A 25682-nucleotide genomic window follows, 5' to 3' on the forward strand; every position below is an offset into this window, starting at 1 on the left:
GTTATCACCTATTGGCGGGTTAATTCTTGAGTTCGGCCAACTGCTGAACGCTGAGTCCGGTGAGTGCCCTGATTGTCTCCATCGGCAACCCCTGCGCAAGCGCGTTGCGGGCAATGTCCAGCCGTGCCTGAAGCTCGCCCTGCTGGAGGCCCTGTTGCAGCCCCTGTTGCAGCCCCTGTTGCAGCCCCTGCTGCATGCCGCGTTCCAAACCTCGTTCGAAGCCCTCTTCCTCGGCGGTGTCGATTACGTTTTTCATGTCCCGGTAATATTTCAGTGATTGTTCATAGGCGTCGATCTGAGCCGGGTTGAAGCGGGCGATCTCGGCCGACTGAAAGGCTTTCTCGAAAATACGGTCACGCAGCCGTTGCGGAATGTGATCGAAGTTTTCGAGGTTTTTGATAAAGTACAGCCACTTATCGAAATGCGATTCCAGTTCCTCTTCGGTCTTATTGAACTTGGGCATTTCGATAAAAATGAACGTCAGTTTATCGTAAAAAACAGCACAGTCCTCGTTGCGAAGCTGTACCCGTTCAACGTACTTGTGGGGGTTTCGGCTGCCGTCGTCAAAGACAAAATCCAGAATCCCGACGCAGTAGACCGCCGCCAGTTCGAACGTCCATTCGCCGCGCTCGGCCTGTTCCCGAATGGGGAAGGTGGAGTAGAACACCGCCCGGTCTTTGAAGAAATTCTGCTTGGCCTTCTGGAGTTCTACAATGAACCGGTCGCCGTTTTCGCTTTCGCAGTAAATGTCAAAAATGGCTTTGCGGTCAATCTCCGTAGCGCCCAGATTTTCCGTGCGCTTGTACGTCAGATCTTTGATGCGGTGCTTTTGCGGTAATAATCCGTTCAGGAAGTCAATCAACAGGTCTTTGTTGACCTCTTCGCCAAATAACTTCTTGAATCCAAAGTCGGTGAACGGATTGATGTATTTCGCTTTCATAAATACAGCGTTTGCACAAAAATACATTTTCTCACGTACTGAGGATTCACGCCTTGAGGCAAAGGCGCAGCGAAGAAGGTCCCTGCGCCTTTGCCGGCTTTTTATTTCGCTTCCAGCGCCGTCAGCCATCGTCCGTAAGCCTCGCGATAGCCTTCCTGCGCTCGCATATCCGGCTCAATCGTCCGGACGACCTTAAGGCCGTGGAACGCCTCCTCGCGGGTTTTGAACAGGCCGAGACCCAGCCCGGCACCCCGGGCAGCCCCCTGCGCGCCGTCGGTATTGTACAACTGGATTACGGCTCCCGTCAGGTTGGCAAAAGTGTCCCGGAACAGCGGGCTCAGGAACATGTTGGCCTCCCCGGCCCGGATGGTTTTCAGACCCACGCCCACGCTCTCCATCACCTGAATGCCGTAATACAGCGCGAAGACGATGCCTTCCTGCGCCGACCGGACGAGGTGCGGCAGGCCGTGGCGTGTCAGCTGCAGACCCTGGAACGAAGCTCCCAGATCCTGGTTCTCCAGCACCCGTTCGGCCCCGTTGCCAAACGGCAGACAGACCAGTCCGTCGGCTCCGACCGGCGCGTGGGCGGCAATCTCATTCATTTCGCCGTACGAAACGCCGCCCCGCAGGAGGTGGTTGCGGAGCCAGCTGTTCAGAATGCCCGTTCCGTTGACGCAGAGCAGGACGCCGTAGCGCGGGGCTTCGGCCGTATGGCTTACGTGCAGGAACGTATTCACACGCGATTGCGGGTCCGGTTTGGCTTCGGCGCTGACGCCGTAAACTACGCCCGAGGTTCCGGCGGTGGCGGCAATTTCGCCCGGCTCCATCACGTTCAGCGACAGGGCGTTGTTGGGCTGGTCGCCGGCGCGGTAGGTGACCGGCGTTCCTTCGGCCAGACCAAGTTCGGCCGCCGCCGATGCGGTCAGGCGGCCCTGTTCGGCGAAGGTGGGCTTGATGGTGGGAATCAGCGAGGTGTCGAATCCGAAATACTGCATCAGGAATTCGGCCGGGCGGGCTTCCAGAAAGTCCCAGAAAATGCCTTCCGAAAGGCCCGAGGGCGTGGTGCAGGTGTCGCCGGTCATGCGGGCGGCCAGATAATCGCCCGGCAGCATGAACTTGTCGATTTCGGCGTAAACGCCCGGTTCGTTGGCTTTCACCCAGGCCAGTTTGGCCGCGGTAAAATTGCCCGGTGAATTGAGCAGGTGGTTCAGGCTCCTGTCTTTCCCAATGCTGAGGAACGCCTTTTCGCCGTACGGAACGGCGCGGCTGTCGCACCAGATGATCGACGGGCGGAGGACGTTGAACGCTTTGTCGACCACTACCAGGCCGTGCATCTGGTACGAAATACCGATGGCTTTCACGTCGGCGGGCTGGACGCCGGCCTGCTGCATCACGGCTTTGGACGCCCGGCAGGCGTTCTGCCACCAGAGTTGGGGCTGTTGTTCGGCGAAGCCCGGCTGCGGGGCCTCGATGGCCATTTCGGTTTCGGGAAAAAACGCAGAAGCCACGGCAGTGCCCGTTTCGGCATTCAGAAGACACGCTTTAACGGAAGAACTGCCTAAGTCAAATCCAAGAAGAAACATAGAAGGTATGAGGTATGAGGTATTAGGTATGAGGGTATAAGGTATGAGGTAGGAGGTGTTAGGCAGGAGGTAGGAGGGGTGAGGTAGCTCTGCCTGATCTTTAGCTGTCGGGCGGAGCCGCCTCATACCTCACACCTTATACCTCAAACCTTATTCCTCATACCTAACTCCCAACTTACATCTGCAAATTACGCTTCTTCAGCCTTCAACGCCAAATAAACCCCGTTGGTCCAGCCAAACCCGTCCTGGTTGGGATATTCGCCGCCGCCAGCGTCCAGGTGGGTGTCCACGACATTGTATTTCTCCATCAATTTGCCGGTATTCTGAAAAACCCGGTCGTTGAGGGCCAGCCAGCGTTCACGAATCAGACGGGCCGTTTCGATAAAGCCGTAATCCGTCAGGCTGCGGTAGGCAATCCACTGCAGGGGAGCCCAGCCGTTGGGCGAGTCCCACTGCTGCCCGGTCTGGTGCAGGCTGGTAAGCACGCCGCCGGGCTGTAAAAACTCATTGACCACTTTTTCGTGAACCCGTTCGGCCTGGCCGGGCGTGGCGATGCCGACGTAGAGCGGAAACAGCCCCGCCAGCGAGAAAATCCCCGTATCCAGCCGACTCCGGCTCTGAAGGTCCATGAAAAACCCGGCTCGCTCGCTCCAGAACAGTTCCCGGATGGCGTGGGCGCGGTTTTCGGCGCGGCGGTCGTAGAGGTCGGCCGCTTTGGGCTCACCGGCGCCCCGGTAAGCATCGGCCATGGTTTGCTCCATGACGTACAGCAGGCAGTTCAGGTCAACGGGCAGAATGTGGCAGGTCTTGGTTTTGGCAAAGGTCCGGGCGTCGCTCATCCAGCGGCTTGAAAAATCCCAGCCCGATTCGCAGGCCGCCCGCACATGGCGATACACCGACTCGGGGGCATAGCCCAGGGCGATGGCCTCGTGCACCAGATCCACGTCTTCGCGGTACGACTCGGGCCGGGGCGCGGGCGTGTCGTCCCAGTAGCGGTTCAGCGTGCAGAAATCCGGGACCAGCACCACCCGTCGGTAAGCCGGTTCGGATTCGTCGAGGCGAAAAGAGCCGTCCATCCAGAACATATACTCCTTGTGCAGATGCGGCAGGTAGCGAATCAGAACCGCGGGGCCGTCCTCCGCGGCCAGCAGCCGGAGCATCAGGGCAAAAAAGGGCGGCTGGGCCCGGTCGAGAAAGTAAGTGCGGTTGGCATTGGGAATGTGGCCGTAGGTGTCGATGAGGTGGGCAAAATTTTCGATCATGCCCCGCACCAGGTCCATCTGTCCGTCGATTCGCAGGCCCAGCATCGTAAAATAGCTGTCCCAGTAGTACAACTCCCGGAAACGGCCGCCCGGCACGATGTAGGGATACGGCACCGGCAGCAGCGAACTGTTCGGCTCGGTGTTCCGGGTCAGCTTGGGCCACATGCGGCTGATGTGTTCGGCGGTGGGCAGGCGGTGCTGGCTGTCGTGCTCCGTGCTGATGAGGGGCGGCCTGCGGAAATGCGCCTGAATAAATTTGTCGAGCCGGAAATCGTCCCGCAGTTTCTCCGACTCATACCGGATCATGATTTCCTCGGGATCGGTGGTCGGAAGACAGTCGGCAAAGGTCTTCGAATCCTCAAAAATGGCCTGCATCTGCACATCATGAAAAAGGACGCCGAACTGCGTGTCGGGAGAAAGCGGATTTTGCAGAAACTTCATTAACAGCTTCTCTTTTTTGGGGTTAACTAAGTAGAGTTGATAGGCAGAGTTTATCGAATACCATAAATTCTGTGTATCAACTCTTTTTAACTCCCGACACACCGATAAAGATTTAAGATGAAAGACAACCGCCTCGTTATCATATCTTACCGTTTGCCGTTTTCCTTCAAAAACGAGAACGGTACCATGACCATGAAGCCCTCGGCCGGCGGTCTGGTAACGGCCATGAAATCGCTCGATTTAAGCGATTCGCCGCAGAAGCCGGTCTGGGTTGGCTGTGCGGACTTTCCGCGCCGGACCTGGGAAAAGTACAAACATCTGGTCAACGATGATTTTGAATATGTCCCGGTTTTTCTCGATAAAAAAGTGAATGCCGACTTCTATAACGGCTTTGCCAACTCGGTGCTCTGGCCGCTTTTTCATTATTTCACAACGTATGTGGAATACGAAGAGCGGTATTTTACGGCCTACAAAAAGGCGAATGAAGCCGTGGCGGCCACCCTTGGCGAGCTGATACAGCCCGACGACGTGGTCTGGGTGCACGATTATCACTTCATGGGACTGCCGCGCCTGCTGCGCGAACAGCATCCGGAGGCGACCATTGGCTTCTTTCTGCACATTCCGTTTCCGTCCTACGAACTGGTCCGGATCGTGCCGGACGTCTGCCGGGAGTATCTGCTGACGGGGATGCTTGGGGCCGATCTGGTGGGCTTTCACACCACGGACTACAACATTCATTTTCTGCAATCGGTGCAGCTGGCGCTGGGCGTGCAGCAGAAGGTCTGGAAGCTCACCTACCAGCAGCGGACGGTGCAGACGGGCGTTTTTCCGGTCGGGATCAATTATGCGCTTTTCAACGATGCTTTCGACCGCGAAGACGTGGTGGCCGAGCGGCAAAACCTGAAATCGGCCTACGAGGGCAAGCAGATTATTTTTTCGGTCGACCGGCTGGACTATACCAAAGGCGTCATGCAGCGGCTCGACGCGCTGGAATGGTTTCTGGCGCATTATCCGGAGTACACCGACAAAATTGTATTTATTCTCGTCGTCGTACCCTCGCGGGATGAAATTTCCAAATACGGGGAGCGGAAGCAGCTGATCGAACAGGCTGTGGGCCGCATCAACGGAAAATACGGCTCGCTGACCTGGCGCCCGATTGTCTACCAGTACGGTTCGGTCACCAATGCGGAACTGAACGCGCTGTACACCGCCTGCGACGTGGCCCTGATTACGCCCATCCGCGACGGAATGAATCTGGTGGCCAAGGAGTTTGTGGCGTCCCGCCGCGACCGGCAGGGCGTGCTGGTGCTGAGCGACATGACCGGGGCGGCGACCGAACTGACCGAGGCCCTGCTCATCAACCCGCTCGACGAAGCCGAAATCGGGGAAAAGATGAAAATCGCCCTCGAAATGAGTGCGGAAGAACAGCGCGAGCGCATGACGACCATGCAGACCCGGCTGGCCGATTACGACGTGAAACGCTGGGCCAACGAGTTCCTCAAAGCCCTGCTGACCATGCAGGAGGCCGTCCGCAAAAACCCGGTTCGTTCCCTGAAAGACAGCGTGCTGGCGGAGTTGCGGCAGACGTACCGGCAGGCCCAGGCCCGGCTGATTCTGCTGGACTACGACGGGACGCTGGTCAATTTTGTGCCGCGCCCCGAAATGGCCGCGCCTTCGGCCGAGACGGTCCGGGTAGTGGCCCAACTGGCTGCGCAGCCGGGAAACAAGGTGGTGCTCATCAGCGGGCGCGACAGCCAGACGCTCGACGGCTGGTTTGGACACCTGCCGGTAGACATGGTTGCCGAGCACGGAGCGTATCTCAAGCAGAAAGGCATCTGGCGCAGCGGCGTGCTGGACGACGGCTCGTGGAAAGACCTCGTCAGGCCGTTTTTGCAGGAATTCGTCAGTCGTTGTCCGGGGGCGTTTGTGGAGGAAAAAAGCCATTCGCTGGCCTGGCACTACCGCAACACCCGGGAAGAAACAGGTTTTCTGCGTTCCCGCGAACTCATTTTCACGATGGATAACCTGCTGCCCGAAAAACTGCGGGTTCTGGACGGCAACAAGGTGGTCGAAATCAAAAGTATCGAGACCGACAAGGGCAAAGTGGCCCGGCAACTGACGCTGGCGCAACCCTACGACTTTGTCCTGGCCCTGGGCGACGACCGCACCGACGAGGATATGTTCTGCGCCCTGACGTTGAAAAACCAGCATACCGTGAAGGTCGGGCGGGGCAGTACAGCGGCGAAATACCGGGTCAATGGCGTCGCCGAGGTGCTGGAACTGCTGCAGGGATTTGGCGAACAGATCGAACGTCAGCCCGGTTAGGCGTCCGCTCGTCGGAGCCGCCGATGAACGGGCAACTGACCATTGTTACCCCGATAACCTTCACTAAATCATGGTGGAACGAGCGGCTGGGTGCCAGTTTTGCCCCGTTCCAATCCGATTCATCATGAAAACGCCTTCTCATTTTCTCCGCCGCTGGGCTCTGAATTGTGCCGCCGGCGAGCTGCTGGGCATCGGGGCTGCGGGCCTCATCGCCGTTGGTTACCTGACCGCTTTCGGCGAAGCCGTCTCCTGGCCCGAGCGCATCGCCTTTCTCCTCCTGATGCTGGTCGCCGGGGCGGTGGAAGGTTCGCTGCTGGGCTGGTTCCAGAGCCGGGTGCTGACTGATTTGTTCCCGGGCCTGAATCGCGGCCGCTGGCTTCGGCTTACCCTCGCGGTGGCCGTGCTGGGCTGGCTGCTCGGGATGATGCCTTCAACGCTGATTTCCGGCGATTCGGCCTCCGGGCCCGCCGCCGACCCGTCGGATTCGCCGCTGCTGTTCTTTTCGCTGACGGCGGGAGCGGGGCTTTTTCTGGGAGCCGTATTCGGCTGGTTCCAGTGGTTTGAACTGCGCCGGCACACGCCGCAGGCTGCCCGCTGGGTGGTGGCCAATGCCCTGGGCTGGGCCGTTGCCCTGAGCTGCATCTACCTGGCCGCCTCCTGGCCGGATGCGCAGACGCCCGCCTGGCAGATTGTCGTTTCCGGAATCGTCGGCGGTTTGGCGGGCGGCGGGCTGCTTGGCCTCATCACCGGACTCTTTTTGCTGAAACTTAAGCCGTTTGCTGACGAACCAAAGCACAGTATTTCTATCTTGCAGTTGCAGGACTGATTCAGAATGGGCGCAACGCAGTCAGGGTAGGGCGCGTATTGTGAATCAGACGTTTGTATTCCTTTTCGATGCCTATGAAACGACTTTACACTGCCTTGCTTTTTCTGTTGGTGGCTGCTTCGGGCCGTGCTCAAAGCATTGAGGATTATTACAAACCCACCCCAAAGCCCGGACAGCCCACACGTCTGAATCCGGATGCGGACTATTCCGGCACGCGGGCACATCCGTCCCGCAAAGTGAGCTGGGACCGCATCATGGCCCGTTACGGCGATACGTACACCAAAAGCCGCTGGTACCTGGGGGCCGAAGGACTCGTGCGAACCGACCGTAGCCAGATCACCGAAACCTTCAACGGGCTGGTCAGCACGGAACCCGCAACGGCCCTGAACTGGGGCGTTACCGTCGGATGGGTGAGCCGCGAACGGTGGGCGCTGGAAATGGGCTACAGCCAGGTGCCCATTCACAATACCCTGCAAATCAGCAACGGCCGCAGTCCGCTCCGGTTCGAATTCAAGAACGCGGGCAACGGACTCGTGCTGCGAGGCAAACGGCGCCTGCTCTTCACCGGCCGACCCGCCGAAAACACGAACCGGCTGGGTCCGGCCAACCGCTCCGGTTTCTGGGTCGGTGCGGGACTCTGGGCCATTCCGGGCAACGGAGAAACGGTGAACCAGATGGGCTTCCGGGGCTTCATTCCCCGCGGCTCCCGAACGGCTCCCGATACCCTCCGGCTGACGACCCAGACCCAGACAAGTCGGCAATGGACGGCCCTGGCCGAGCTTTCGGCCGAATACGCCATCCGGCTCGGCGGCCATGCCGAAATCAGCGTTTTCCTGCGGAAGAACTGGGGTTTCAGCAACGCCATCACGACCAGCCTTTCCTACAGCGTCAACCGCGGCGAGCCGCAGCGGGCCGTCATTGGCAGCGACGGCAGCGGCTGGGGCTTTGGCATTTCCCTGCGGTATGTGTACGGCCAAACCTACGACGTCCGGAAAATGCCCAATATCTTTAACCTGAAAGGAAATCCGCCCGCCGAAAAAACCGGGCCGCGGCAGATCGGCAACGAAGTGTACCAGCCTTAAGCTTACTGGACAGCCGGCATGTCCGACGGGTCCATCAGCAGATAACCCGGATTGACGCGCGCCCCGTGCCAGCGCACTCCCAGGTGCAGGTGCGGCCCCGTGGTCCGGCCGGTACTGCCGACGGTGCCGATTTTCTGCCCTTTCGTCACGGTCTGGTTGTCCTTCACGGCCAGGTCTTTCAGGTGCATATATTCGCTGATGAGGCCGTTGCCGTGGTCGATAAAGACCGTATTGCCGCTGAAAAAGTGGTTGGCCGCCACGATTACCCGCCCATTCCCGACGCTCATGACGGACTTCCCGGCCGTAACGGGATAATCCATGCCCGTATGCCGGTCGCGGGGCTGTCCGTTGAAACTGCGGCAGGAGCCAAAATTACCTTCGCCCTTCGGCAGCGGATCGGCGGGTTTGCCCACGGGCAGGTCAAAAACGGCCGGTCGCTCGTCCTTTTTGAAGTTCAGCAACGGACTGACGACGGCCATTTCCCGCTGGTGGCGGGCCTGGTTCGGGGCCGAAACGTTGACGTATTCTTTCTTGGGAAAATTATCGAAGTCCTCGTACTTACAGGGCTGCTCCGAAACGGTCAGTTTGGCGCTTTCCAGCTTGCCGCCCGTTGTCCGCCGGGAAATGGTGTACGTGCCGGGCTTTTTCTCCATGTCAATGGGAAAATAACAGGTGCCGTTGACGGGGTCCCACGAGCGGTCTTCCAGGCTGCACCGCTTGCAGTTGCCCGACCACCGCACCACCATGCCCTGCGCGGCCGACACCGATTTAGGGGCCGTGCTCTGGCTGGCGCTGCCGGATTTGGAAGCGGTCGTTCGGGCGGCACCACCGGCGGTCTGGGCGAGTCCGGCGTTCCAGGCGGCCAGGGCCAGTCCGGCCAGAAGGAATTTTTTCATAGGCGTTGAGTTTTTACTTCAAAACCGCTCCCCTGACCAATTGTTGAACCTTCTTCGCGTACGACCTCTCGCGGCCGACGAAACTGCTTTTTTGGTAAACTGCTGAAAAAGCAAAGCTCCTGACGGGCAAAGACGTGTGTGGTCTTTGCCCGTCAGGAGCCTGGTTACGCCGTTACTCCGTCGTTCAGGCGGATATTCCGGCCAGATGGATCATAAAGGCATATTCCATCGCCACATCCTTGAGGGCAGCAAACCGTCCCGACGCGCCGCCGTGGCCTGCCTCCATGTTGGTGTGGAGCAGCAGCAGGTTGCTGTCGGTTTTCATCGTCCGGAGTTTGGCGACCCACTTGGCGGGTTCCCAGTACTGCACCTGCGAATCGTGCAGTCCGGTCATAACCAGCAGGTTGGGATACGCTTTGGCTTCCACGTTGTCGTAGGGCGAATAAGACAGCATGTAATCGTAATACTCCTTATTTTTCGGATTGCCCCATTCCTCAAACTCGCCGGTGGTGAGCGGAATGCTTTCGTCGAGCATCGTCGTCACGACATCCACAAAAGGCACCACCGCGATAATGCCGCGGTACAGGTCCGGCCGGAGGTTCGCCACGGCACCCATCAGCAGCCCGCCTGCGCTACCGCCCATCGCAAACAGCCTGTCGGTCGAGGTGTATTTTTGCTCCGTCAGAAAAAGTGAGACATCCACGAAGTCGGTGAACGTGTTCATTTTCTTCAGCAGTTTGCCGTCTTCGTACCAGCGCCGCCCCATTTCCTGCCCGCCGCGGATGTGGGCAATGGCGCAGATGAAGCCCCGGTCGAGCAGACTAAGGCGGGTGGAACTAAAGCCCGGCTCGGTCGAGTAGCCGTAGGAGCCGTAGGCGTATTGCAGCAGCGGGGCGGTGCCGTCTTTGGGGGTTCCTTTCCGGTAGACCAGCGAAACCGGCACCCGGACCCCGTCGCGGGCCGTGGCGTACAGACGTTCGGAAACGTAATTGTTCTGGTCGAAGCCGCCGAGCACTTCCTGTTGTTTCAGCAGGGTTTTCTCCCGGGTATCCATGTTGTAGTCATAGACCGAACCGGGCGTGGTCATCGACGAGTAGGAGAACCGCAGGATGTTGGTCTTGAAATCCGGATTATAGGAAATGGCCGCCACGTAGGCCGGTTCGCCGAAGTCGAGGTAATGCTCTTCCTGCGTGGGCTGGTGGATGATCCGCAGGTGCATCAGCCCTTCTTTCCGTTCGCCCAGCACCAGGTGGTTGGTGAACATATCCATCTGCTGCAGAAACACGTCCGGCCGGTGCCCGATGACCTCCTGCCAGAATTTCCGGTCGGTCAGAGCGTCGGCGGGCGGCTCGGGCAATTGCTCGGGTACGGCCATGAGCCGGAAGTTTTCGGCCTCCCAGTTCGTGCGGATGTAGAACTGATCGCCCACGTGCGAGACATCGTACTCGTGGCCCTTCTGCCGGGGCAGAAACGTCCGGAACGCGCCGGTCGGGTTGGCGGCTTCGAGCAGCTGGTATTCGGAGGCTACCCCGTTCTGCTCCGACACAATGGCGATGTACTTTTTGGACTTCATCCGGCCCAGACCCATGTAAAACTGGTTGTCCTTTTCTTCGTACACCAGCACGTCCGTCGCCGGGTCGGAGCCGAGCGTATGGCGGTAAACCTGAAAACCAAGCAGCGTTTGCGGGTCTTTTTTGATGTAAAAAAGCGTCTGGTTGTCTGCCGCCCAGGCAAAGCTGCCCGCTTCCACGTCCGGGATGGCCTCCGGGAAAAAGGTGCCGGTCGTCAGATTCTTGACCTTCAGCGTGTACATCCGGCGGCTGATCGTGTCTTCACAGAAAATGGCCAGTTCTTCGTTATCCGACACTTCGTAGCCGCCCAGATCGTAGTAGTCGTGCCCCTCGGCCAGTTCGTTGCAGTTGAAAAGCACTTCCTCCGGGCCGTCGAGCGACCCGCGTTTGCGGCAGTACAGCGGGTATTCGCTGCCTTCGAGGTAGCGGGTGTAGTAGAAATAGTTGTTTTCGCGGTACGGCACCGACTCGTCCTGCTGCCTGATGCGGCCTTTCATTTCGTCAAAAAGCCTTTCGCGAAACTCTTTCACGGGCGACAGGACCTGCTCGGTATATTCGTTTTCGGCTTCCAGATAGGCAATGACCTCCGGGTCTTCGCGCTGGTTGAGCCAGTAGTAATTGTCGGTCCGGGTGTGGCCGTGGACGGTCAGATCTTCCGGTTTTACGGCCGCACGCGGCGGTGCGGAAGCTGTAATGGGCTGTGTCATGGATGAACGTAGGAAAGTATCCGGTTAACAACGACCGGCCGCATTTCGTTGGCCGGGGAAATAAGATTTCAAAACGGTGACTTCGCCTCTGCCGTTGCGTCCTTGTAAGCGTAAACGCATTAAAACAAGGCGACCCGCGCGGCGCGGCGTATAAATGGCACGTTCTGTGCGGCCACTTTGCCAAAGATGAAAGTTTTTAGCAATTGGTATTCGTTCGGTACGGTGCTTTTTTGTTATTTTGAAAAGGTTTGTAGTCCCCTCTCCATGAGAAAAAAAGTCTGCTTTTTTCTTCTTGTTTCCGGTGGTTTGTTGCTGGTGAGCGCTATGGATGCGGCTCGCCCGTCGCTGGACAAGGTTTTCACCCGTATCAATCAGGAAGTACAGCAAAACAGCCGCGCGTACGAGACGCTGGCCGAGGCATCCGCCCGCATCGGACACCGGCTGACGGGCAGTCCCAACGGGGCCCGGGCCGAAGAGTACGCCTATACGCTGCTGAAACAATACGGTTTTTCGGACGTCCAGTACAAGGCGTTCGAAGTTGAGTCGTGGATGCGGGACACGGTGACGCTGTCGGTAGGACCGGATAAAAGCGACAACATCGTGGATGTGCCGGTCGTCGCGCTCGCGCATTCGCCCGTCGAATCACACATCCGGGCCGAAATCGTAGACGTGGGAAACGGCCTGGAAGGCGATTTTGCGGAAGTAAAAGGCAAACTCAAAGGCAAAATTGCGCTGGTCAATATTGGGCTGGCGGCTCCCGTACGAGGTGCCCGGAATCTGCACCGCTCCGAAAAAACGGCCCTGGCCATTCAGCACGGCGCCTCCGGAGTGATCATGGTCAACCAGGTGCCCGGCAATGTCCTGCTGACGGGAACGGCTTCGGTGACCGGCAAGCTCATTCCCATTCCGTCGGTCTGCGTTTCGCTCGAAAGCGGGCAGGAAATCCGCCGCTGGATGCGGGAAGAAAAACGGCTGACCGCCCTGGTGGACATGACGAACGTGAGCCGGAAAATCAAGGCGCGGAACGTCGTCGCTACGCTGAAAGGCTCTAAATATCCGGAAGAAAAAATCATTGTCGGCGGGCACCTCGATTCGTGGGACCTGGCCACCGGAGCGATTGACAACGGCATCGGCTCTTTCTCGGTGCTGGACATCGCCCGGACGTTCAAGGCGCTGAAACTGAAACCCAAACGGACGATTGAATTTGTGATGTTCATGGGCGAGGAGCAGGGCCTGCTGGGTTCCAAACACATGGCGGAGGAACTGAAACGGACCGGCCAGCTCGACAAGGTGCGCTACATTCTGAACCTCGACATGACCAACGACCCCTCGGGAATCAACGCCTTCGGGCGCAACGAGATGGTGCCGTTTTTCAATACGATTGGGGAAACGATTCGGAAGGTCGAGCCGTCCTTTGCCGGAACGATCTCCAACCAGGCGGGGCTGCATTCCGACCACCAGCCGTTTATGGTGGAAGGCGTGCCCGTGGTGGGCATGAACGGCCGCCTGGCTCCTGAAGTTCTGAACTGCTACCACGCGGACTGCGATAAAATCAACCTCGTCAACCGCGAGCAGCTCAAAAATACGGTGCGGTATTCGTCTATGGTGCTCTACGCGCTCGCGGACGCCGACGACCTGCCCGCCCGCCGTCTTGACGATACCAAAACCCGCGACTACCTCATTGCCCAGGGCCTGCGCACGCCGCTGCAGATTGCGAACGAGTGGCGGTGGAAAGAGTGAAAGAAAACCGCTCTTATCAGGAAAAAATTTGACCTCAACCCGGTGGTTGAGGTTTCTTTTTGACGTTTCGGACGTCTTAGAGGAAAACCTTGACAAATCATGCTGGCAAAAACCTACGGCAGCGCCGTTTACGGCGTCAACGCCTCCGTTATAACGATTGAAGTGGCCGTCGGGCAGGGACTGGGCTTCCACCTGGTCGGGCTACCCGACAGTGCCGTGAAGGAAAGTGAAGAACGCGTCGAAGCATCGCTGAAATATTTTGGCTACAAAATGCCGCGGCAGAAAGTGGTCGTCAACATGGCCCCGGCGGATCTGCGCAAGGAAGGCTCTGCCTACGACCTGCCCATCGCCCTCTGCATTCTGCAGGCCTCGGAGCAGCTTACGTTTGAGCGAAAACTGGAAGACTACGTCATCATGGGCGAACTGTCCCTGGACGGCATTCTCCGACCCATCAAAGGCGTGCTCCCGATTGCCATCGAAGCCCGGAAGCGCGGCTACAAGGGCTTTATTCTGCCTGCCGCCAATGCCCACGAAGCGGCCATCGTCAACAATCTGGATATCATTCCGGTGGAAAACCTGATGGATGCCGTCGGATATCTGGAAGGGTCCAAAGCCATCGAACCGCTGGTGACCGACACCCGCGACCTGTTTGAACACAACCTGAATGCCTACGACGCCGATTTTTCGCATGTGCAGGGGCAGGAAAACATCAAGCGGGCGCTGGAGATTGCGGCGGCGGGCGGCCATAACGTGATCATGATTGGCCCGCCGGGGGCCGGGAAAACGATGCTGGCCAAACGCCTGCCGACCATCCTGCCGCCGCTGACCCTGAACGAAGCGCTGGAAACGACCAAAATCCATTCCGTCGCCGGCAAACTGGGCAGTCGGGCGACGCTGGTGGCGACCCGGCCGTACCGGTCTCCGCACCACTCCATCAGCGACGCGGCGCTGGTCGGCGGCGGCAGTTTCCCGCAGCCGGGCGAAATTTCCCTCGCTCATAACGGCGTGCTGTTTCTGGACGAATTGCCGGAGTTCAAACGGACGGCGCTGGAAGTGATGCGGCAGCCGCTGGAAGAGCGCAAAGTCAGTATCTCGCGGGCGCGGTTTGCCGTGGAGTTTCCGGCGAATTTTATGCTCATTGCCAGCATGAACCCCTGTCCGTGCGGCTACTACAACCATCCGGACAAGGAGTGCGTCTGCGGACCGGGAGTGGTGCAGCGCTACCTCAACAAAGTCAGCGGCCCGCTGCTCGACCGCATCGACCTGCACGTAGAAGTTACTCCTGTTTCCTTCGACCAGATGACCTCCACGCGCCCCGCCGAAGACAGCGCGACCATTCGGGAACGGGTAATCAACGCCCGGCAAATCCAGAGCCAGCGCTTCGCCGGGCAGGACGGCATTTATTCCAACGCCATGATGCCGTCGCAGATGGTCAAGGAAGTCTGCGCCATTTCGTCCGCCGGGCTGGCCCTGCTCAAAACGGCGATGGACCGTCTTGGCCTTTCGGCCCGCGCCTACGACCGGATTCTAAAAGTTTCGCGAACCATTGCTGACCTCGCCGGAACCGAAGAAATCCGCATTGAACATCTGGCGGAAGCCATTCAATACCGCAGCCTCGACCGCGAAAACTGGGCGGGCTGAGGACTACACCAGCCGCCGGACCACCTTCACCGATTCGTCTACGAAGCTGGAAGACAGCCGCTGGTGGTCTTTATAATTGAAAACCTGTCCGTGCTGGCGAACGGTTTCGAGCCGGGAGAAGTCAAGCGTCTGCACCAGCCAGCCGACTTTCTGTGGGGTTTCGGTTCCGATGATGCCTTCTTCGGGCAAATCCCGGTCCGGAGTGCAGTAGAAGGCCGCAAAGCCGTAGTTGATGTCCACGGCCGGCGACCAGAGCGCATTGCCGACCGTCTGCGAAACCACCGTGTACGCCTGATGTTCGAGCGCCCGTGCCCGCGCCCCGACATGCACGCGGGTAGCGCCCCGCACGGTCTCGGTGCAGCTCGGGGCCAGAATTAGCGACACCCCGGCGGCGCTCAGCCACTGCGAACCCAGTCCAAACTCGACGTCGTAGCAAATCTGAATGCCAAAACTACCCCAGGGCGCGTCGAACACCGTCAGGGTCTTCTCGCCACTATGAATGCCCCATTCTTCGTTTTCGAATCGGGTCATGAAAAACTTGTCCTGGTAGCCGACGAGCCCTTTCGGCGAAAAGACGAAGGCCCGGTTGAGGACGTTGCCCTCCTCCAGCACCGGCAGCGTAGGAGCCACGATGACCAGTTTGTACTGCTTCGCCAGCCCGGCGAAAACAGCACAGAATTCTTCTTTCAGCGCGTCCAGTTCGCGGACCTGGCGACGCAGGTCCAGCCGGATTTCCGGCCCGAACAGACTGACCAGCTCCATAGACCCGTATTCCGGAAAAAGCACGAGTTGGGCTTTCTGCCGGGCGGCGTCGGCCACCCAGTCGGTGATGTGAGCGCGCCAGTCGGCGAAGGTGCGGTGCTCGGTAATGGGATACTGCGCCGCGGCGATGGTTACGTTCATTGCGTTCTGTGAGTTAATGAGCGTTGTTGCTCCCATTAGTCAATCCTGTCAGTTACCGCCGAAGTGAGCGGGAGGCTTTTCACCGGTCCGCGCAACGCTGCGATGCAGACTCAAAGTTCTCTGAGCCAGAAGGTCATCTGCTTTGGCGTCGACTCCGATTCTCCAATGTCGGGCCAGTCGAGCGTGGTTTGCAGCGACGGTTCTTTTCGGTAGCCCCGTTTCAGCCAGAAAGCGTCATTGGGCCGGTAGTCGGCGGGGCGGTCGGGATGGGTTTCCGACCGTTCCACCGCGCAGAAGCAGGTCATCCGGTACGTGCCGAACTGCCGGGCGTGGGCTTCCCGTTCGTCGAAGAAGCGGTGGCCCAGTCCGAGGCCCCGGTAAGCGGGCAGCAGCAGGCTTTCGCCAAAATAAAAAAGCGAATCAACATCGTAGCCCTGCTGCAAAAATGGGGCCTGCAATTCCGGCATCTCGTCCCGCAGGGGCAGGCAGGTGGTTGCGCCCACCATCTTCGGCCCGTCGTAAACCGCAAACAGCAGCGACCGCCCGGAGCGGACGTAGGTTTGCAGGTACGTTTTCTCGTAGTCCACCGACCCTTCGTAGAGGTACGGAAAGTCCCGGAAAACGGCAATCCGCAGCTCGGCCAGATCGTCGAAAACCTCAGCCAGCTCAGGGCCGCGTTTCGTCACAAAGCGGAGGGAGGTTAGCATGGGGTGAAATAGGGGAAGGGTTTAGAGGTTAGGGTTTAGGATTTATAGTTGCTCCGCCTCAATGAGAATAAAGAGGCAGAGCAACTATAAACCCTAAACCATTAAAACCTTTCACTTCTAAACTCCCTCCGACACCAGTTTAATCCACAATTCCAGGTTGTAATACGTCGTCACCCGGCTGATTTTGCCGTCGGTGACTTCCAGAAAAGCGGCGGCGGGGAGGACATAACGCTGGCCGTGGGCGGCGGGCAAACCCGCTTCCGCTTTTTTATACGTCCCGTTGACAACGAACTCGGCCGCGACGCGCTTGTCCGTAGGCTCCGAAAACAGCACGATATCGGTCAGCGTTTCGGCGTAGCTTTCGTCCATGTGGCGCAGGAACTCGGTAAATTTTTCGAGGCCCAGACGCGGTTCGCCCTGGTTCGGTTCGTGACGGATGTTCGGATGGATAAGAGCCAGCATGCCGTTCCAGTCCTGCCGGTTAAACGCGTCGTAGTAGTTTTTTACGGTCTCTAAAGCGGTCATTTGAGTGACATTTTGTAAACTCATAGTTCAACCCTCTCCCGCCAAAATAGGTTCATAGGGGTGGATTGGAAGAATTTGCGGGATAAAAGGGGAGAAATGTCGTTTAACGTTAAAGGTTTAACGTTGAAAGCGGTGCGCCGCAGCGATGGCTCCGATTTATCAAAACGGATTGCAAAGCGAAGCAACCGCTGCGGCGCACCGCGTTGAACCTTAGGCTTTTAACGTTAAACGACACTCTTTTTCTGAATGCAGTTAAAAATCTCCCCCGACAACCCGCTGGAATGGCTTGCTTTGAAAGTAAACATGGTTCCCTGGCCGCTGCTGCACGTGCAGATTTTTCCGGTTATCGCCAAGGCGGTGCTGGAGGCGGCCGACAAAGGTATTTTTGAAGCGGTGAAGACCGACGCCCAAACGGCCGAAGACGTGGCCCGGACCTGCGGGCTGCATCCCAAAGCCACCCGCGAACTGCTGGGGCTGCTGACGGCACTCGGTTATGTGTCGTTCCGCAATGACCGCTACACGCTCACCGCCGAAGCCCGCAAATGGGTCACGGCCACCGACCCGGCCTCCGTTTACGGCATGATGCTGTTCAACAACCGCGTGGTCTGGCCCTGGCTGGACCAACTGGGCGACTACCTGAAAACGGGGCAGGGCATTCACTACCACGACCACCTGACGCCCGAGCAGTGGGGATACTACCAGCACGCCATGACGGCCGCTACCAATACCGAAGCGAAGGAGTTTGGCCGGAAAGCGCCCGTGCCGAAGACGGCTACCCGCATGCTCGACATCGGCGGGGCGCACGGTCAGCATTCGGTGGCCCTTTGCCGCCGCCTGCCCGCGCTGGAATCGGTGATTCTGGACCTGCCGCCCGCCGTCGAGAAAGCGGCGCCTTTTCTGGCCCAGTCGGGCATGGACGGGCGCGTTCGGCACCAGCCCGGCAACGCGCTGACGGACGATTACGGCACCGGGCAGTACGATATTATTCTGATGTCCAGCCTCGCCCACCACTTCACGGACGCCGAAAATCGCCTGGTGGCCCGAAAGGCTGCGCAGGCGCTGAAGCCCGGCGGCGTTTTCATTATCAACGAATTCATCCGCCCGGAGCCGGGGAGCAAGCCCGAACTCGTGGGCTCTTCGACGGATTTGTTTTATGGGCTGACCAGCACGGCGGGCAACTGGACCGTGGCCGAAATGCAGAGCTGGTTTGCCGAAGCGGGCCTGAAACCGTTCAAGGTCAAAACGTACCTGACGATTCCCGGACGGGCTATGGTGGTCGGCAAAAAATAAGGGCAACAGATTTGTTGCCCTGACAACTAAGTTGTATCTTTTCGAACCGGTTTTCTTAATCTATCTAAAAACTTCGCACCTTCCTGTCGAAGTTGAGCTTTGGCCTTCTGTTCGGCTTCGAGTCGGCGGCGAGCCAGCTCCGCTTTCACACTGTCGGCGGCAACACGGGCGCGGGCTTCGGCCTCCGCCCGTTTTTGTTCCCCACGCGCCTGCAGACTGTCGACCCGGGAGCGGACCTCCCCCTGCACACGCTGTTTTGCCTCATCAATGAGCGGTTTGGCTACCTGCTGCGCCAGCTGGTTGGCCGTGGAGCTGGCCAGAAAACGCACCTGCGGGGTTTTGAACGTGCCACCGAGCGCAAGGTCGATTTTGGCCCGGTCTACGGCGGCGGGCAACGCCTGTTTGGTCAGCGAAGCAAAGGCGTTGCTGAAGGCAGTTCCCGCGCGGCCCGTCGGGACGTCCAGTTTCAGGATGTAGTTCAGCGAGCCGTCCAGCCCGTTGCTGCCCGACACGTTGATGACGTAATCCTTGACCTTGATGTCGAAGGGCTTGAAGCCCACGTGGCCGTCGTCGATTTCGGCTTCCAGCAAGAGGTCTTTGAACCGCGAATCCTTCAGCTCGTTCAGCTTCGTCCGTTCGATGATGCGGTCCACAATGGGATTGTTTCGCAACTGCGCTTCCAGAACTTTCACGATTCCCTCGCCAGTCAGCGAACTTAGCTGCGGCATCATGTCCTGACCGAGCAGGCCGTTGAGTTGGAACTTGCTCGTAAAGTCGCCGAACATGTACTGGGCCAGCGGCATCAGCGCCTTCACCACGGTCAGGTGTTCGAACGCTTCCTGCAACTTAGCATTCTGAATGCTCAGATCAAAAGCAAAGCCGGGTTTGGTAATGTCGGTTGTCGAGTACAGCCCGTTGGTGACAAACTTGCCGCCCAGCGAGTTGAACGTCACGTTCTGCATCCGGACCGCTTTGTTGGCTACCAGCACCGTTCCGCTCAGGTCGTCCAGATGCATGGCTTCGTACTGCGCGTGGTCTACGTCGGCCTTCAGCGTAAAATCAATATTCGCCGGAACTTCGATGATGGAGCGGGAAGCGGTCGCCGTGCTGGACGTTGGGCTGTCGGTCATCCATTCGTTCAGGTTAAACTTGTCGGCCTTTACCGTCAGATTTCCCCGCAGCGGCTCGTTTTCTTCCAGCAAAAACGGAATGTAGTTGCTCAGCGAACCCGTCGCGGTAAACGCGCTGCTTCCGAGCAGGCCCCGCATCTGCGGCACGGCCAACTGACCGGGTTTGAGGTCAAACCGGGCGCTGTTGAGTGTCAGGCCCTGCGGCAGCGCGTCGCCTTTGTAGACGAGATTGGTCACGGCCAGCGTTCCCGAGGCAGGCAGCCGGTCGTAGCGGCCCGCCTTGGCGTCGGATACCTTGCCGGACGTCCGGATGTCGGCGTCGATGAGGCCCGCCAGCCGGGTGCCTTCGATCGGGAAAATCCGGGTGACTTTGGTGAGGTCGAGTTTGCCCTTGGCGGCCAGATCGTAGGTGTAATCGTTCAGGTTCTGGACCCAGCCGCGCACTTCAAACGGCTCGCCCGCCAGCCGGAGCCGCAGGTCGCCGATATCGATGCGCGTGTCCGGAATCCGCCCCGTCCGGTTGGTGACGGTCGCCACGGCATTGACGTTCTCCAGCGGCTCGGGAAACTTCAGCGATTTCACGTACCCGTTCTGCAGTTTCATCGCCGCATTGACAACCGGGAAGCGTCCGGCTGTTTTGTCGTACAATCCTTTTGCTTTCAGGTTCAGGTCGTACAGGCCGCGCAGCGTCAGGCTGTCGATGGGGAACAACTGCGTCAGTTCGCCCAGATTCAGTTTGGCCGTAATGTCGGCGTCTACCGTCGAGCGGGTCAGGCCCTGCACAAGCGCCCGGCCGCGCACGGGGTTGTTGCCCAGATTGGCCGCCAGTTTTTTGAGGTTGATAACGGTATTGTCCAGCCGGTCGGTGGCGTTGCTGACAGTGACGTCCAGCGCAATGTTCTCCACGGACGAGGGCAGGTCCGGGTATTTGAACCGCCCGTTCTGTACCAGCATGTTCAGCACGAACGCCGGGAACTGCCGGGCGTTGTAAATGCCTTTCACATTTCCGTCGAAACGAACCGTGCCGTCGGCGTCAATGTCTTTGAATTGTTCGGAATAAATGCCCGGCACGAGCGACAGCAGGTTTTTGAAGCTGTTGTCGTCGGCTTTGTACGTCAGATCGAGGCGGATGTTCGTATCCGGCATGGCGACGGTGCCGGCCAGTTGCAGCGGCAGGTCGTTGAGCGTTATCCGGTTATCCGTAAACGTATAGATGGCCTGCGGCAGATCGAGGTGCAGCCGCATGTCGGCGTCCAGCTTTTTGTCCGTCAGGTACTCCGTGTTGGCGTAGGTCACGGTCATCCGGTCGGCGCGGGTTTTCAGGGCGAGGTCGGAAATATCGGCCGAGAGGCTTCCGCTGCCCGTATGCTGAACGTTTTCCAGCCGAACTTTCATCGGCAGCGACAAATCTTCGTACCGGACAAAGCCGTTTTCGATCGACCACTCCTCCACATTGACCGTGACGGCCGCTTTGGTTGTGTCGGCTTGTGGCTCGGTGCTTTCAACGGGCTTGTAAATGTCATAATTGGCCTGTCCGTTGCGGAGGCGTTTGATGAGGATGCGCGGGCGGTCGAGGTGGACGCCTTTCACTTCCAGTTTATCGCCACCCAGCACGCTCATCAGGTTCAGCGAAACGTCGAGGTCGGCCGCGCTCAGGAGCGTGTCGCCCACAAACGGCGCTTTGCCCGCAATGCTCAGGCTTCCGGTCTGAATGCTCAGATTCGGAAAGTGACGCAACAGCGAGATATTCACGTTTTCGGGCGAAAACTGCACATCGGCAGCTACCCGGTTATTGATTTCCCGCTGGACGCGGGCAAGAATTTTATCTTTATAAAACGTCGGGATAATCCATGCTGCCAGCAGCAACACGCCCAGAACCGACGCTAGGATGATTCCGGCTTTTTTCATACTTCAATGCATGGGTTTGTGTTCTTAAGACAAACATAAGCCGGAAAAGTTTATTTGCATATAAAAATGTGCAACAGGCGGGCAACGGCCCAGGCTATGCATAAAGCTTTGGTGAACCGCCCAGCTAAATTCTTCAACAGCAATAAAATGGTAAGGCGACAGGCGAGTAGGGTTGGTGCTCTACCACTGAGCTACGCCCCCGAGGGAACGGCAGGAGTCGAACCTGCGACCGCCCGGATCCAAGTCGAAGTAACCCATCTCTACGGCACTTACCAGTAAGGCAGTGAGGCAATAGTTGAAAAGAGTCGGAGTCAAGTCAAAATTGGTCGATGAACCTCTTTTCTACGGCACTCACTAATGTTTCGACAAGGCAACAGGCGCACAGCGTGAAATGCTTGAGCTACGACAGGAGACCCGTCGACGGGATTTGAACCCGCACCATCCTAACAAGGGTGCTCTACCGAAGGAACGCTGCGCTACGGCACTTGTCAATAAGATTAACAGGGCAACGGGCAAAGAGCAGTTGGGATTCGAACCCAGGCCTTTCGGCCTTCATCCAGCGAAGTATTGCTCTTCTACGGCACCTGCTTTTGGCAACAGGAGTAACAGGCGGGACGGAGCGGGGCACCGCAATGCCGGATTCGAACCGGATAGCCTTGTTTTTGGCAAAACTGCGCTATTCCTCCCCTAAGAGCTGCGAAGTATTCCGTCCCTACGACATCCTGTTTATACTTTGCGGAATGGCACTCCTTCATGCGTCGCGGAGTATCACTCCGCGTTACAGGGTAATCGCTTCAATTTTCGCCAGCGAGATCTCGCCATCCTCCAGCGCCTGCAACACATCGAATACTTTGTCGGACCAGCCCGCCAGCAGGTAGACGTCATTCGCTTCCACCCGGAGCGGCGCTTGACCGTATCCCGCCAGATCGAACAGGTAGAGGCGGGCACTCGGCGCTAACTGCTTATACGCCGCCCATTTGGCCCTGAGCGTGTTCGCCTGGAAGGCGTTGTTCGTATAACTATCCCATAACTGGGTGTCCGTAAACAGCATGATCTTATCGGCCACGTACTTCCGGCGAATCAGGTCGTCAATTACCAGATAGCCGTTGGTCGAGTAGCCAACCTCGCCCTCCCGGCGGTAGAATTCCTGCACGTTGGCCAGAACATTCCGGCCCGGTAGCTGTACGGTTTTCCAGCGGTCGCCGAACATGCCGCACACCACATTCCTGCATTTGGCCTGTAACAGCATTCCCAGCAATAGGCCAATGTCGTACAGCAAGACCTTGCTTTTGGCCGAAACCGGCTGCTGCATCGACCCCGACACGTCGCAGGCAATGACGACCCGCGTATCGGCCGAGAAACCGCGCAGGTTTGCCACGCTGTACCGCAGGGCGTCTTCCAACGCATCCTGAATCATGGCTACATAGCCAGATTTTATATCACGGATTTCGCGATAGGCGGCCAGAAAGCGGAACGGCAACTGCTTCGAACGGCGGACGGCCTCCGCATCGCTCAGGAAATCACAAACACGCTGCATTGTCGCCGGACCTACGCCCGCTTCGAGCATGTTCCGCAGGTTGCGCAGCGTTGCCATGTAGCCCAGTCGGCGGCTCGCCACGAGGTCTTCCCATTTTGCCCGGAACGCCGCCTGCTTTTCCTTTTCGCTGGCGAATGTCTGCTGTCCAAGGGCGCTTAATTCGGTTTCCCAGGTGTAGGGTGTTTCCAGCGTGTCGGTGACAATTTTGTTATAGATGGCCTGCTGCGCTTCGTCCTTCGCCTTCGGGTGTACCAGAAACAGCGCGTCGCGGAGCTTCACCTGCGCGTCGCGGTTGTATTTGGCAAACTGGTACTCGTCGAACCTGTTGAACGCGGCTCCCAGTCCTTTTTGTACCTGCTTCGACAGTCCACCCAGCTTTTTGGCGCCTTTGCGTTCGTTGGTCAGTTGGTAGTAAGCCAGCAGTTCGGTGATTTCGTCCGGGCGCTGCACCACGCGGGCCACCGTGCGGCTCACGAGGCTATCGCCGTTATGGCGCTTCGCCAGTTCGCCGGTTAATACGACCGGAGCCGAGCGGAGGTATAACTGCTCACGAACGTAGACGGCCAGTTTAGCCACAAAGGCCGGGCTTACCTTTCCGACCAGCGTCCGAATGCGGTTCAGGCGGTCGTCGGCTTTCTCGTAGAACGAATCGGCAAGCATCGTGGTCGCCACGGCCGAGTATAGTTCCAGTTCCGGCGTCAGCACATAGGCTTTGGCACCTTCGTAGTTCACTGTTTCGGATTTTTTGCTGGTAAAAAGATTAAACTTCATAGCCTTTGTCGGTTGTGGTCTCAAACTTGACATGACAAAGGTTGTGGCCTTCTGCGCAGCCTTTTTGCGCAGGTAAAAAATATTTTATTTTTCACGCGGAATAGCATTCCGCTTTACGATATGCCCGCTAACCGCCTTGCCCTGATTCGCTACAAAGCATTGGATGAATGCCTGCGCAACCGCTACCGCCGCTGGACGCTCGAAGACCTGATGGACAAGGTATCGGACGTTCTGTATGAATTTGAGGGAATTGACAAAGGAATCAGTCGGCGCACCATTCAGGCCGATTTGCAGATGATGCGGAGCGACAAACTGGGTTACAATGCGCCCATCATCGTGGTTGACAGGAAATATTACCAGTACGAAGACCCCACGTACAGCATCACGCAGATCCCGCTTTCGGCCCAGGACTTAAGCCGCATGAGCGAGGCGGTAGCCGTTTTGAAGCAATTCAAGGGTTTTTCGCACTTCAATCAGTTGACGGAAGTAGTACAGAAGCTGGAAGACCATGTCTACGCCGCCGCCCACGCCCAGCCTGCGGTCATTGATTTTGAGAAAAATGAAAACCTGCGCGGACTAAATTACCTTGACGTGCTGTATCAGGCCGTCATTCATCGGAAAGCCCTGCTTCTGACGTACCAGTCCTTCCGGGCGCGGGCTCCGCAGCAAATTGTCTTTCATATCTGGTGGCTGAAAGAGTTCCGGAACCGCTGGTTTGCGGTGGGTATTTCAGAGAAAGGCCCTACTGTGCTGCACCTGGCACTCGACCGGATGCTGGACGTGCAGCCCACCGACGCCGAGTACCGCCCCAACGAAAACTACAATCCCGAAACGTTTTACCGGGATGTCATCGGGGTAACGGTCGGGATGACATCCCGGCCCATGCACGTCCGGATTCTGGTCAATCCGGAAAATGCACCCTACGTCGAGACGAAGCCGCTGCATGCATCCCAAAAGGTGCTCGAACGCCGGGCGGAAGGTATGGTGATTGGGCTCTTTGTGCAGTTGAATATGGAACTGGAGAAAGAGATACTCGGCTATGGCGAGGGAATGACCGTACTGGCTCCCGAACGTCTGCGCAGGCGCCTGAAGGACCGGCTGGCTTCGGCGGTGGTCAACTACGCGGTGTTGCCGCAGCCCGATGCCACGGCAACACCGCCCGGACTTATATCCCAATTACCAGCTTCTCAATCAGCAGAATGAACAGGTGAATCACCTTGATGTGAACCTCCTGCACGCGGTCGGCGTAGCCGAAATGCGGCACGCGCACCTCTACGTCGGCGGTTCCGGCGAGCTTGCCGCCGTCTTTGCCCGTCAGCAGCACGACTTTCATCCCTTGTTCGCGGGCGGCTTCCACGGCGCGGATGACATTGACCGAATTTCCGCTGGTACTGATGCCGAGCAGCACATCCCCGGCATTGCCCAGCCCTTCGATAAAGCGGGAAAAGATGAAGTCAAAGCCGTAGTCGTTGCCGACGCAGGTGATGTGGCTCGTGTCGGAAATGGCGATGGCCGCCAGCGAGCGGCGTTCGCCCCGGTAGCGGCCGGACAATTCTTCGGCAAAGTGCATGGCGTCGCAGTGGGAACCGCCGTTGCCGCAGGAAATGATTTTATTGCCGTTTTGCAGGGCTTCGGCCATCAGTTGGGCCGCCGCCTCGATGTCTGCAAGATTTTTTTCGTCGGAAAGAAAAGCGTCCAGCACCGACCGCGCTTCGGTCAATTCCTGGCGAATGATGGAATGGAGCATAAGTAAGTCAACAAAGTCGTAAGCGGTCCGCCGCTGCGGTCAATTAGTCGTAAGTCGTAAGTGGCTCCGCCAGTATTGAGTTGAGGCAAAGTACCGCAGCGGCGGACCGCTTACGACTTACGACTTACACTTACCACTTTTTTACAAAGA

At 58.2% G+C, this 25682-nt stretch carries 18 protein-coding genes; 7 read left to right on the plus strand and 11 right to left on the minus strand.

What is annotated here, in order from left to right; all coding sequences use genetic code 11:
• Window positions 1-19: 19 nt before the first annotated feature.
• From ORG26_RS13805 to treF, 3 genes are all read right to left on the minus strand, one after another.
• Entirely contained in the window at window positions 20-940 is a 921-nt protein-coding gene (locus ORG26_RS13805) for an Rpn family recombination-promoting nuclease/putative transposase (RefSeq protein ID WP_266362701.1), read from the minus strand.
• 101 nt (window positions 941-1041) lie between these two features.
• Complete coding sequence (locus ORG26_RS13810; RefSeq protein ID WP_266362703.1) at window positions 1042-2523, minus strand: xylulokinase; 1482 nt, start codon at window positions 2521-2523, stop codon at window positions 1042-1044.
• A gap of 188 nt (window positions 2524-2711) precedes the next feature.
• On the minus strand, window positions 2712-4226 hold the full coding sequence (gene treF / locus ORG26_RS13815) for an alpha,alpha-trehalase TreF (protein ID WP_266362705.1): 1515 nt from the start codon (window positions 4224-4226) through the stop codon (window positions 2712-2714).
• A 117-nt stretch (window positions 4227-4343) separates the two neighbouring features.
• Between treF and ORG26_RS13820 the strand changes: the two genes are divergently transcribed.
• From ORG26_RS13820 to ORG26_RS13830, 3 genes are all read left to right on the plus strand, one after another.
• Window positions 4344-6551: a bifunctional alpha,alpha-trehalose-phosphate synthase (UDP-forming)/trehalose-phosphatase gene (locus ORG26_RS13820; RefSeq protein ID WP_266362707.1), complete on the plus strand. Its 2208-nt coding sequence runs from the start codon at window positions 4344-4346 to the stop codon at window positions 6549-6551.
• 124 nt (window positions 6552-6675) lie between these two features.
• Window positions 6676-7377: a hypothetical protein gene (locus ORG26_RS13825; RefSeq protein ID WP_266362709.1), complete on the plus strand. Its 702-nt coding sequence runs from the start codon at window positions 6676-6678 to the stop codon at window positions 7375-7377.
• 74 nt (window positions 7378-7451) lie between these two features.
• Window positions 7452-8459, plus strand: coding sequence for a hypothetical protein (locus tag ORG26_RS13830; protein WP_266362711.1), 1008 nt, complete (start codon window positions 7452-7454; stop codon window positions 8457-8459).
• Window positions 8460-8461: 2 nt separating this feature from the next.
• Here the strand turns inward: ORG26_RS13830 and ORG26_RS23525 are convergent, their stop codons facing one another.
• Both ORG26_RS23525 and ORG26_RS13840 read right to left on the minus strand, forming a co-directional pair.
• Entirely contained in the window at window positions 8462-9355 is an 894-nt protein-coding gene (locus ORG26_RS23525; protein WP_323134254.1) for a M23 family metallopeptidase, read from the minus strand.
• Window positions 9356-9539: 184 nt separating this feature from the next.
• Window positions 9540-11633, minus strand: coding sequence for a S9 family peptidase (locus tag ORG26_RS13840; protein ID WP_266362713.1), 2094 nt, complete (start codon window positions 11631-11633; stop codon window positions 9540-9542).
• A gap of 324 nt (window positions 11634-11957) precedes the next feature.
• Here ORG26_RS13840 and ORG26_RS13845 point away from each other — a divergent pair, with 324 nt between their 5' ends.
• Together ORG26_RS13845 and ORG26_RS13850 are read left to right on the plus strand one after the other, a co-directional pair.
• The gene (locus ORG26_RS13845) at window positions 11958-13373 is read left to right on the plus strand and encodes a M20/M25/M40 family metallo-hydrolase (RefSeq protein ID WP_266369409.1); all 1416 of its coding nucleotides are present in this window, start codon (window positions 11958-11960) and stop codon (window positions 13371-13373) included.
• A gap of 99 nt (window positions 13374-13472) precedes the next feature.
• Complete coding sequence (locus ORG26_RS13850) at window positions 13473-15014, plus strand: YifB family Mg chelatase-like AAA ATPase (protein ID WP_266362715.1); 1542 nt, start codon at window positions 13473-13475, stop codon at window positions 15012-15014.
• A 3-nt stretch (window positions 15015-15017) separates the two neighbouring features.
• Here ORG26_RS13850 and ORG26_RS13855 read toward each other — a convergent pair whose 3' ends face one another.
• The 3 genes from ORG26_RS13855 to ORG26_RS13865 form a co-directional block, all read right to left on the minus strand.
• Window positions 15018-15917 carry a carbon-nitrogen hydrolase family protein gene (locus ORG26_RS13855; protein WP_266362717.1) on the minus strand — a complete coding sequence of 300 codons (900 nt, stop codon included), beginning with the start codon at window positions 15915-15917 and terminating at the stop codon, window positions 15018-15020.
• A 110-nt stretch (window positions 15918-16027) separates the two neighbouring features.
• Window positions 16028-16624, minus strand: a complete 597-nt coding sequence (locus ORG26_RS13860) for a GNAT family N-acetyltransferase (RefSeq protein WP_266362719.1) — start codon at window positions 16622-16624, stop codon at window positions 16028-16030.
• Between the two features lie 117 nt (window positions 16625-16741).
• Window positions 16742-17149, minus strand: a complete 408-nt coding sequence (locus tag ORG26_RS13865) for a nuclear transport factor 2 family protein (RefSeq protein ID WP_266362721.1) — start codon at window positions 17147-17149, stop codon at window positions 16742-16744.
• A 246-nt stretch (window positions 17150-17395) separates the two neighbouring features.
• Between ORG26_RS13865 and ORG26_RS13870 the strand changes: the two genes are divergently transcribed.
• On the plus strand, window positions 17396-18439 hold the full coding sequence (locus tag ORG26_RS13870) for a methyltransferase (RefSeq protein ID WP_266362723.1): 1044 nt from the start codon (window positions 17396-17398) through the stop codon (window positions 18437-18439).
• 26 nt (window positions 18440-18465) lie between these two features.
• On the opposite strand, the gene ORG26_RS13875 is transcribed toward ORG26_RS13870, so the two are convergent.
• Complete coding sequence (locus ORG26_RS13875; RefSeq protein ID WP_266362725.1) at window positions 18466-21477, minus strand: AsmA-like C-terminal region-containing protein; 3012 nt, start codon at window positions 21475-21477, stop codon at window positions 18466-18468.
• Window positions 21478-22255: 778 nt separating this feature from the next.
• Window positions 22256-23785: a TROVE domain-containing protein gene (locus tag ORG26_RS13880; protein WP_266362727.1), complete on the minus strand. Its 1530-nt coding sequence runs from the start codon at window positions 23783-23785 to the stop codon at window positions 22256-22258.
• A gap of 120 nt (window positions 23786-23905) precedes the next feature.
• On the opposite strand from ORG26_RS13880, the gene ORG26_RS13885 reads away from it, so the two are divergent.
• On the plus strand, window positions 23906-24988 hold the full coding sequence (locus ORG26_RS13885) for a helix-turn-helix transcriptional regulator (RefSeq protein WP_266362729.1): 1083 nt from the start codon (window positions 23906-23908) through the stop codon (window positions 24986-24988).
• On the opposite strand, the gene lpcA is transcribed toward ORG26_RS13885, so the two are convergent.
• A complete protein-coding gene (lpcA, locus tag ORG26_RS13890) occupies window positions 24951-25532 on the minus strand; it encodes a D-sedoheptulose 7-phosphate isomerase (RefSeq protein WP_266362731.1) in 582 nt (193 codons plus the stop codon). The genes ORG26_RS13885 and lpcA overlap by 38 nt on opposite strands.
• Between the last annotated feature and the right edge of the window lie 150 nt (window positions 25533-25682).

The organism is Tellurirhabdus rosea, from assembly GCF_026278345.1.
Lineage (GTDB): Bacteria > Bacteroidota > Bacteroidia > Cytophagales > Spirosomataceae > Tellurirhabdus > Tellurirhabdus rosea.

What these genes read in the sequence shown, in the direction of transcription:
- ORG26_RS13870 (WP_266362723.1), top strand. Translation starts at nt 17,396, where the DNA reads ATGCAGTTAAAAATCTCCCCCGACAACCCGCTGGAATGGCTTGCTTTG.
- ORG26_RS13825 (WP_266362709.1), top strand. Translation starts at nt 6,676, where the DNA reads ATGAAAACGCCTTCTCATTTTCTCCGCCGCTGGGCTCTGAATTGTGCC.
- treF (WP_266362705.1), bottom strand. Translation starts at nt 4,226, where the DNA reads ATGAAGTTTCTGCAAAATCCGCTTTCTCCCGACACGCAGTTCGGCGTC.
- ORG26_RS13880 (WP_266362727.1), bottom strand. Translation starts at nt 23,785, where the DNA reads ATGAAGTTTAATCTTTTTACCAGCAAAAAATCCGAAACAGTGAACTAC.
- ORG26_RS13875 (WP_266362725.1), bottom strand. Translation starts at nt 21,477, where the DNA reads ATGAAAAAAGCCGGAATCATCCTAGCGTCGGTTCTGGGCGTGTTGCTG.
- ORG26_RS13850 (WP_266362715.1), top strand. Translation starts at nt 13,473, where the DNA reads ATGCTGGCAAAAACCTACGGCAGCGCCGTTTACGGCGTCAACGCCTCC.
- ORG26_RS13845 (WP_266369409.1), top strand. Translation starts at nt 11,958, where the DNA reads ATGGATGCGGCTCGCCCGTCGCTGGACAAGGTTTTCACCCGTATCAAT.
- ORG26_RS13830 (WP_266362711.1), top strand. Translation starts at nt 7,452, where the DNA reads ATGAAACGACTTTACACTGCCTTGCTTTTTCTGTTGGTGGCTGCTTCG.
- ORG26_RS13885 (WP_266362729.1), top strand. Translation starts at nt 23,906, where the DNA reads ATGCCCGCTAACCGCCTTGCCCTGATTCGCTACAAAGCATTGGATGAA.
- ORG26_RS13865 (WP_266362721.1), bottom strand. Translation starts at nt 17,149, where the DNA reads ATGACCGCTTTAGAGACCGTAAAAAACTACTACGACGCGTTTAACCGG.
- ORG26_RS13855 (WP_266362717.1), bottom strand. Translation starts at nt 15,917, where the DNA reads ATGAACGTAACCATCGCCGCGGCGCAGTATCCCATTACCGAGCACCGC.
- ORG26_RS13805 (WP_266362701.1), bottom strand. Translation starts at nt 940, where the DNA reads ATGAAAGCGAAATACATCAATCCGTTCACCGACTTTGGATTCAAGAAG.
- lpcA (WP_266362731.1), bottom strand. Translation starts at nt 25,532, where the DNA reads ATGCTCCATTCCATCATTCGCCAGGAATTGACCGAAGCGCGGTCGGTG.
- ORG26_RS13860 (WP_266362719.1), bottom strand. Translation starts at nt 16,624, where the DNA reads ATGCTAACCTCCCTCCGCTTTGTGACGAAACGCGGCCCTGAGCTGGCT.
- ORG26_RS23525 (WP_323134254.1), bottom strand. Translation starts at nt 9,355, where the DNA reads ATGAAAAAATTCCTTCTGGCCGGACTGGCCCTGGCCGCCTGGAACGCC.
- ORG26_RS13810 (WP_266362703.1), bottom strand. Translation starts at nt 2,523, where the DNA reads ATGTTTCTTCTTGGATTTGACTTAGGCAGTTCTTCCGTTAAAGCGTGT.
- ORG26_RS13820 (WP_266362707.1), top strand. Translation starts at nt 4,344, where the DNA reads ATGAAAGACAACCGCCTCGTTATCATATCTTACCGTTTGCCGTTTTCC.
- ORG26_RS13840 (WP_266362713.1), bottom strand. Translation starts at nt 11,633, where the DNA reads ATGACACAGCCCATTACAGCTTCCGCACCGCCGCGTGCGGCCGTAAAA.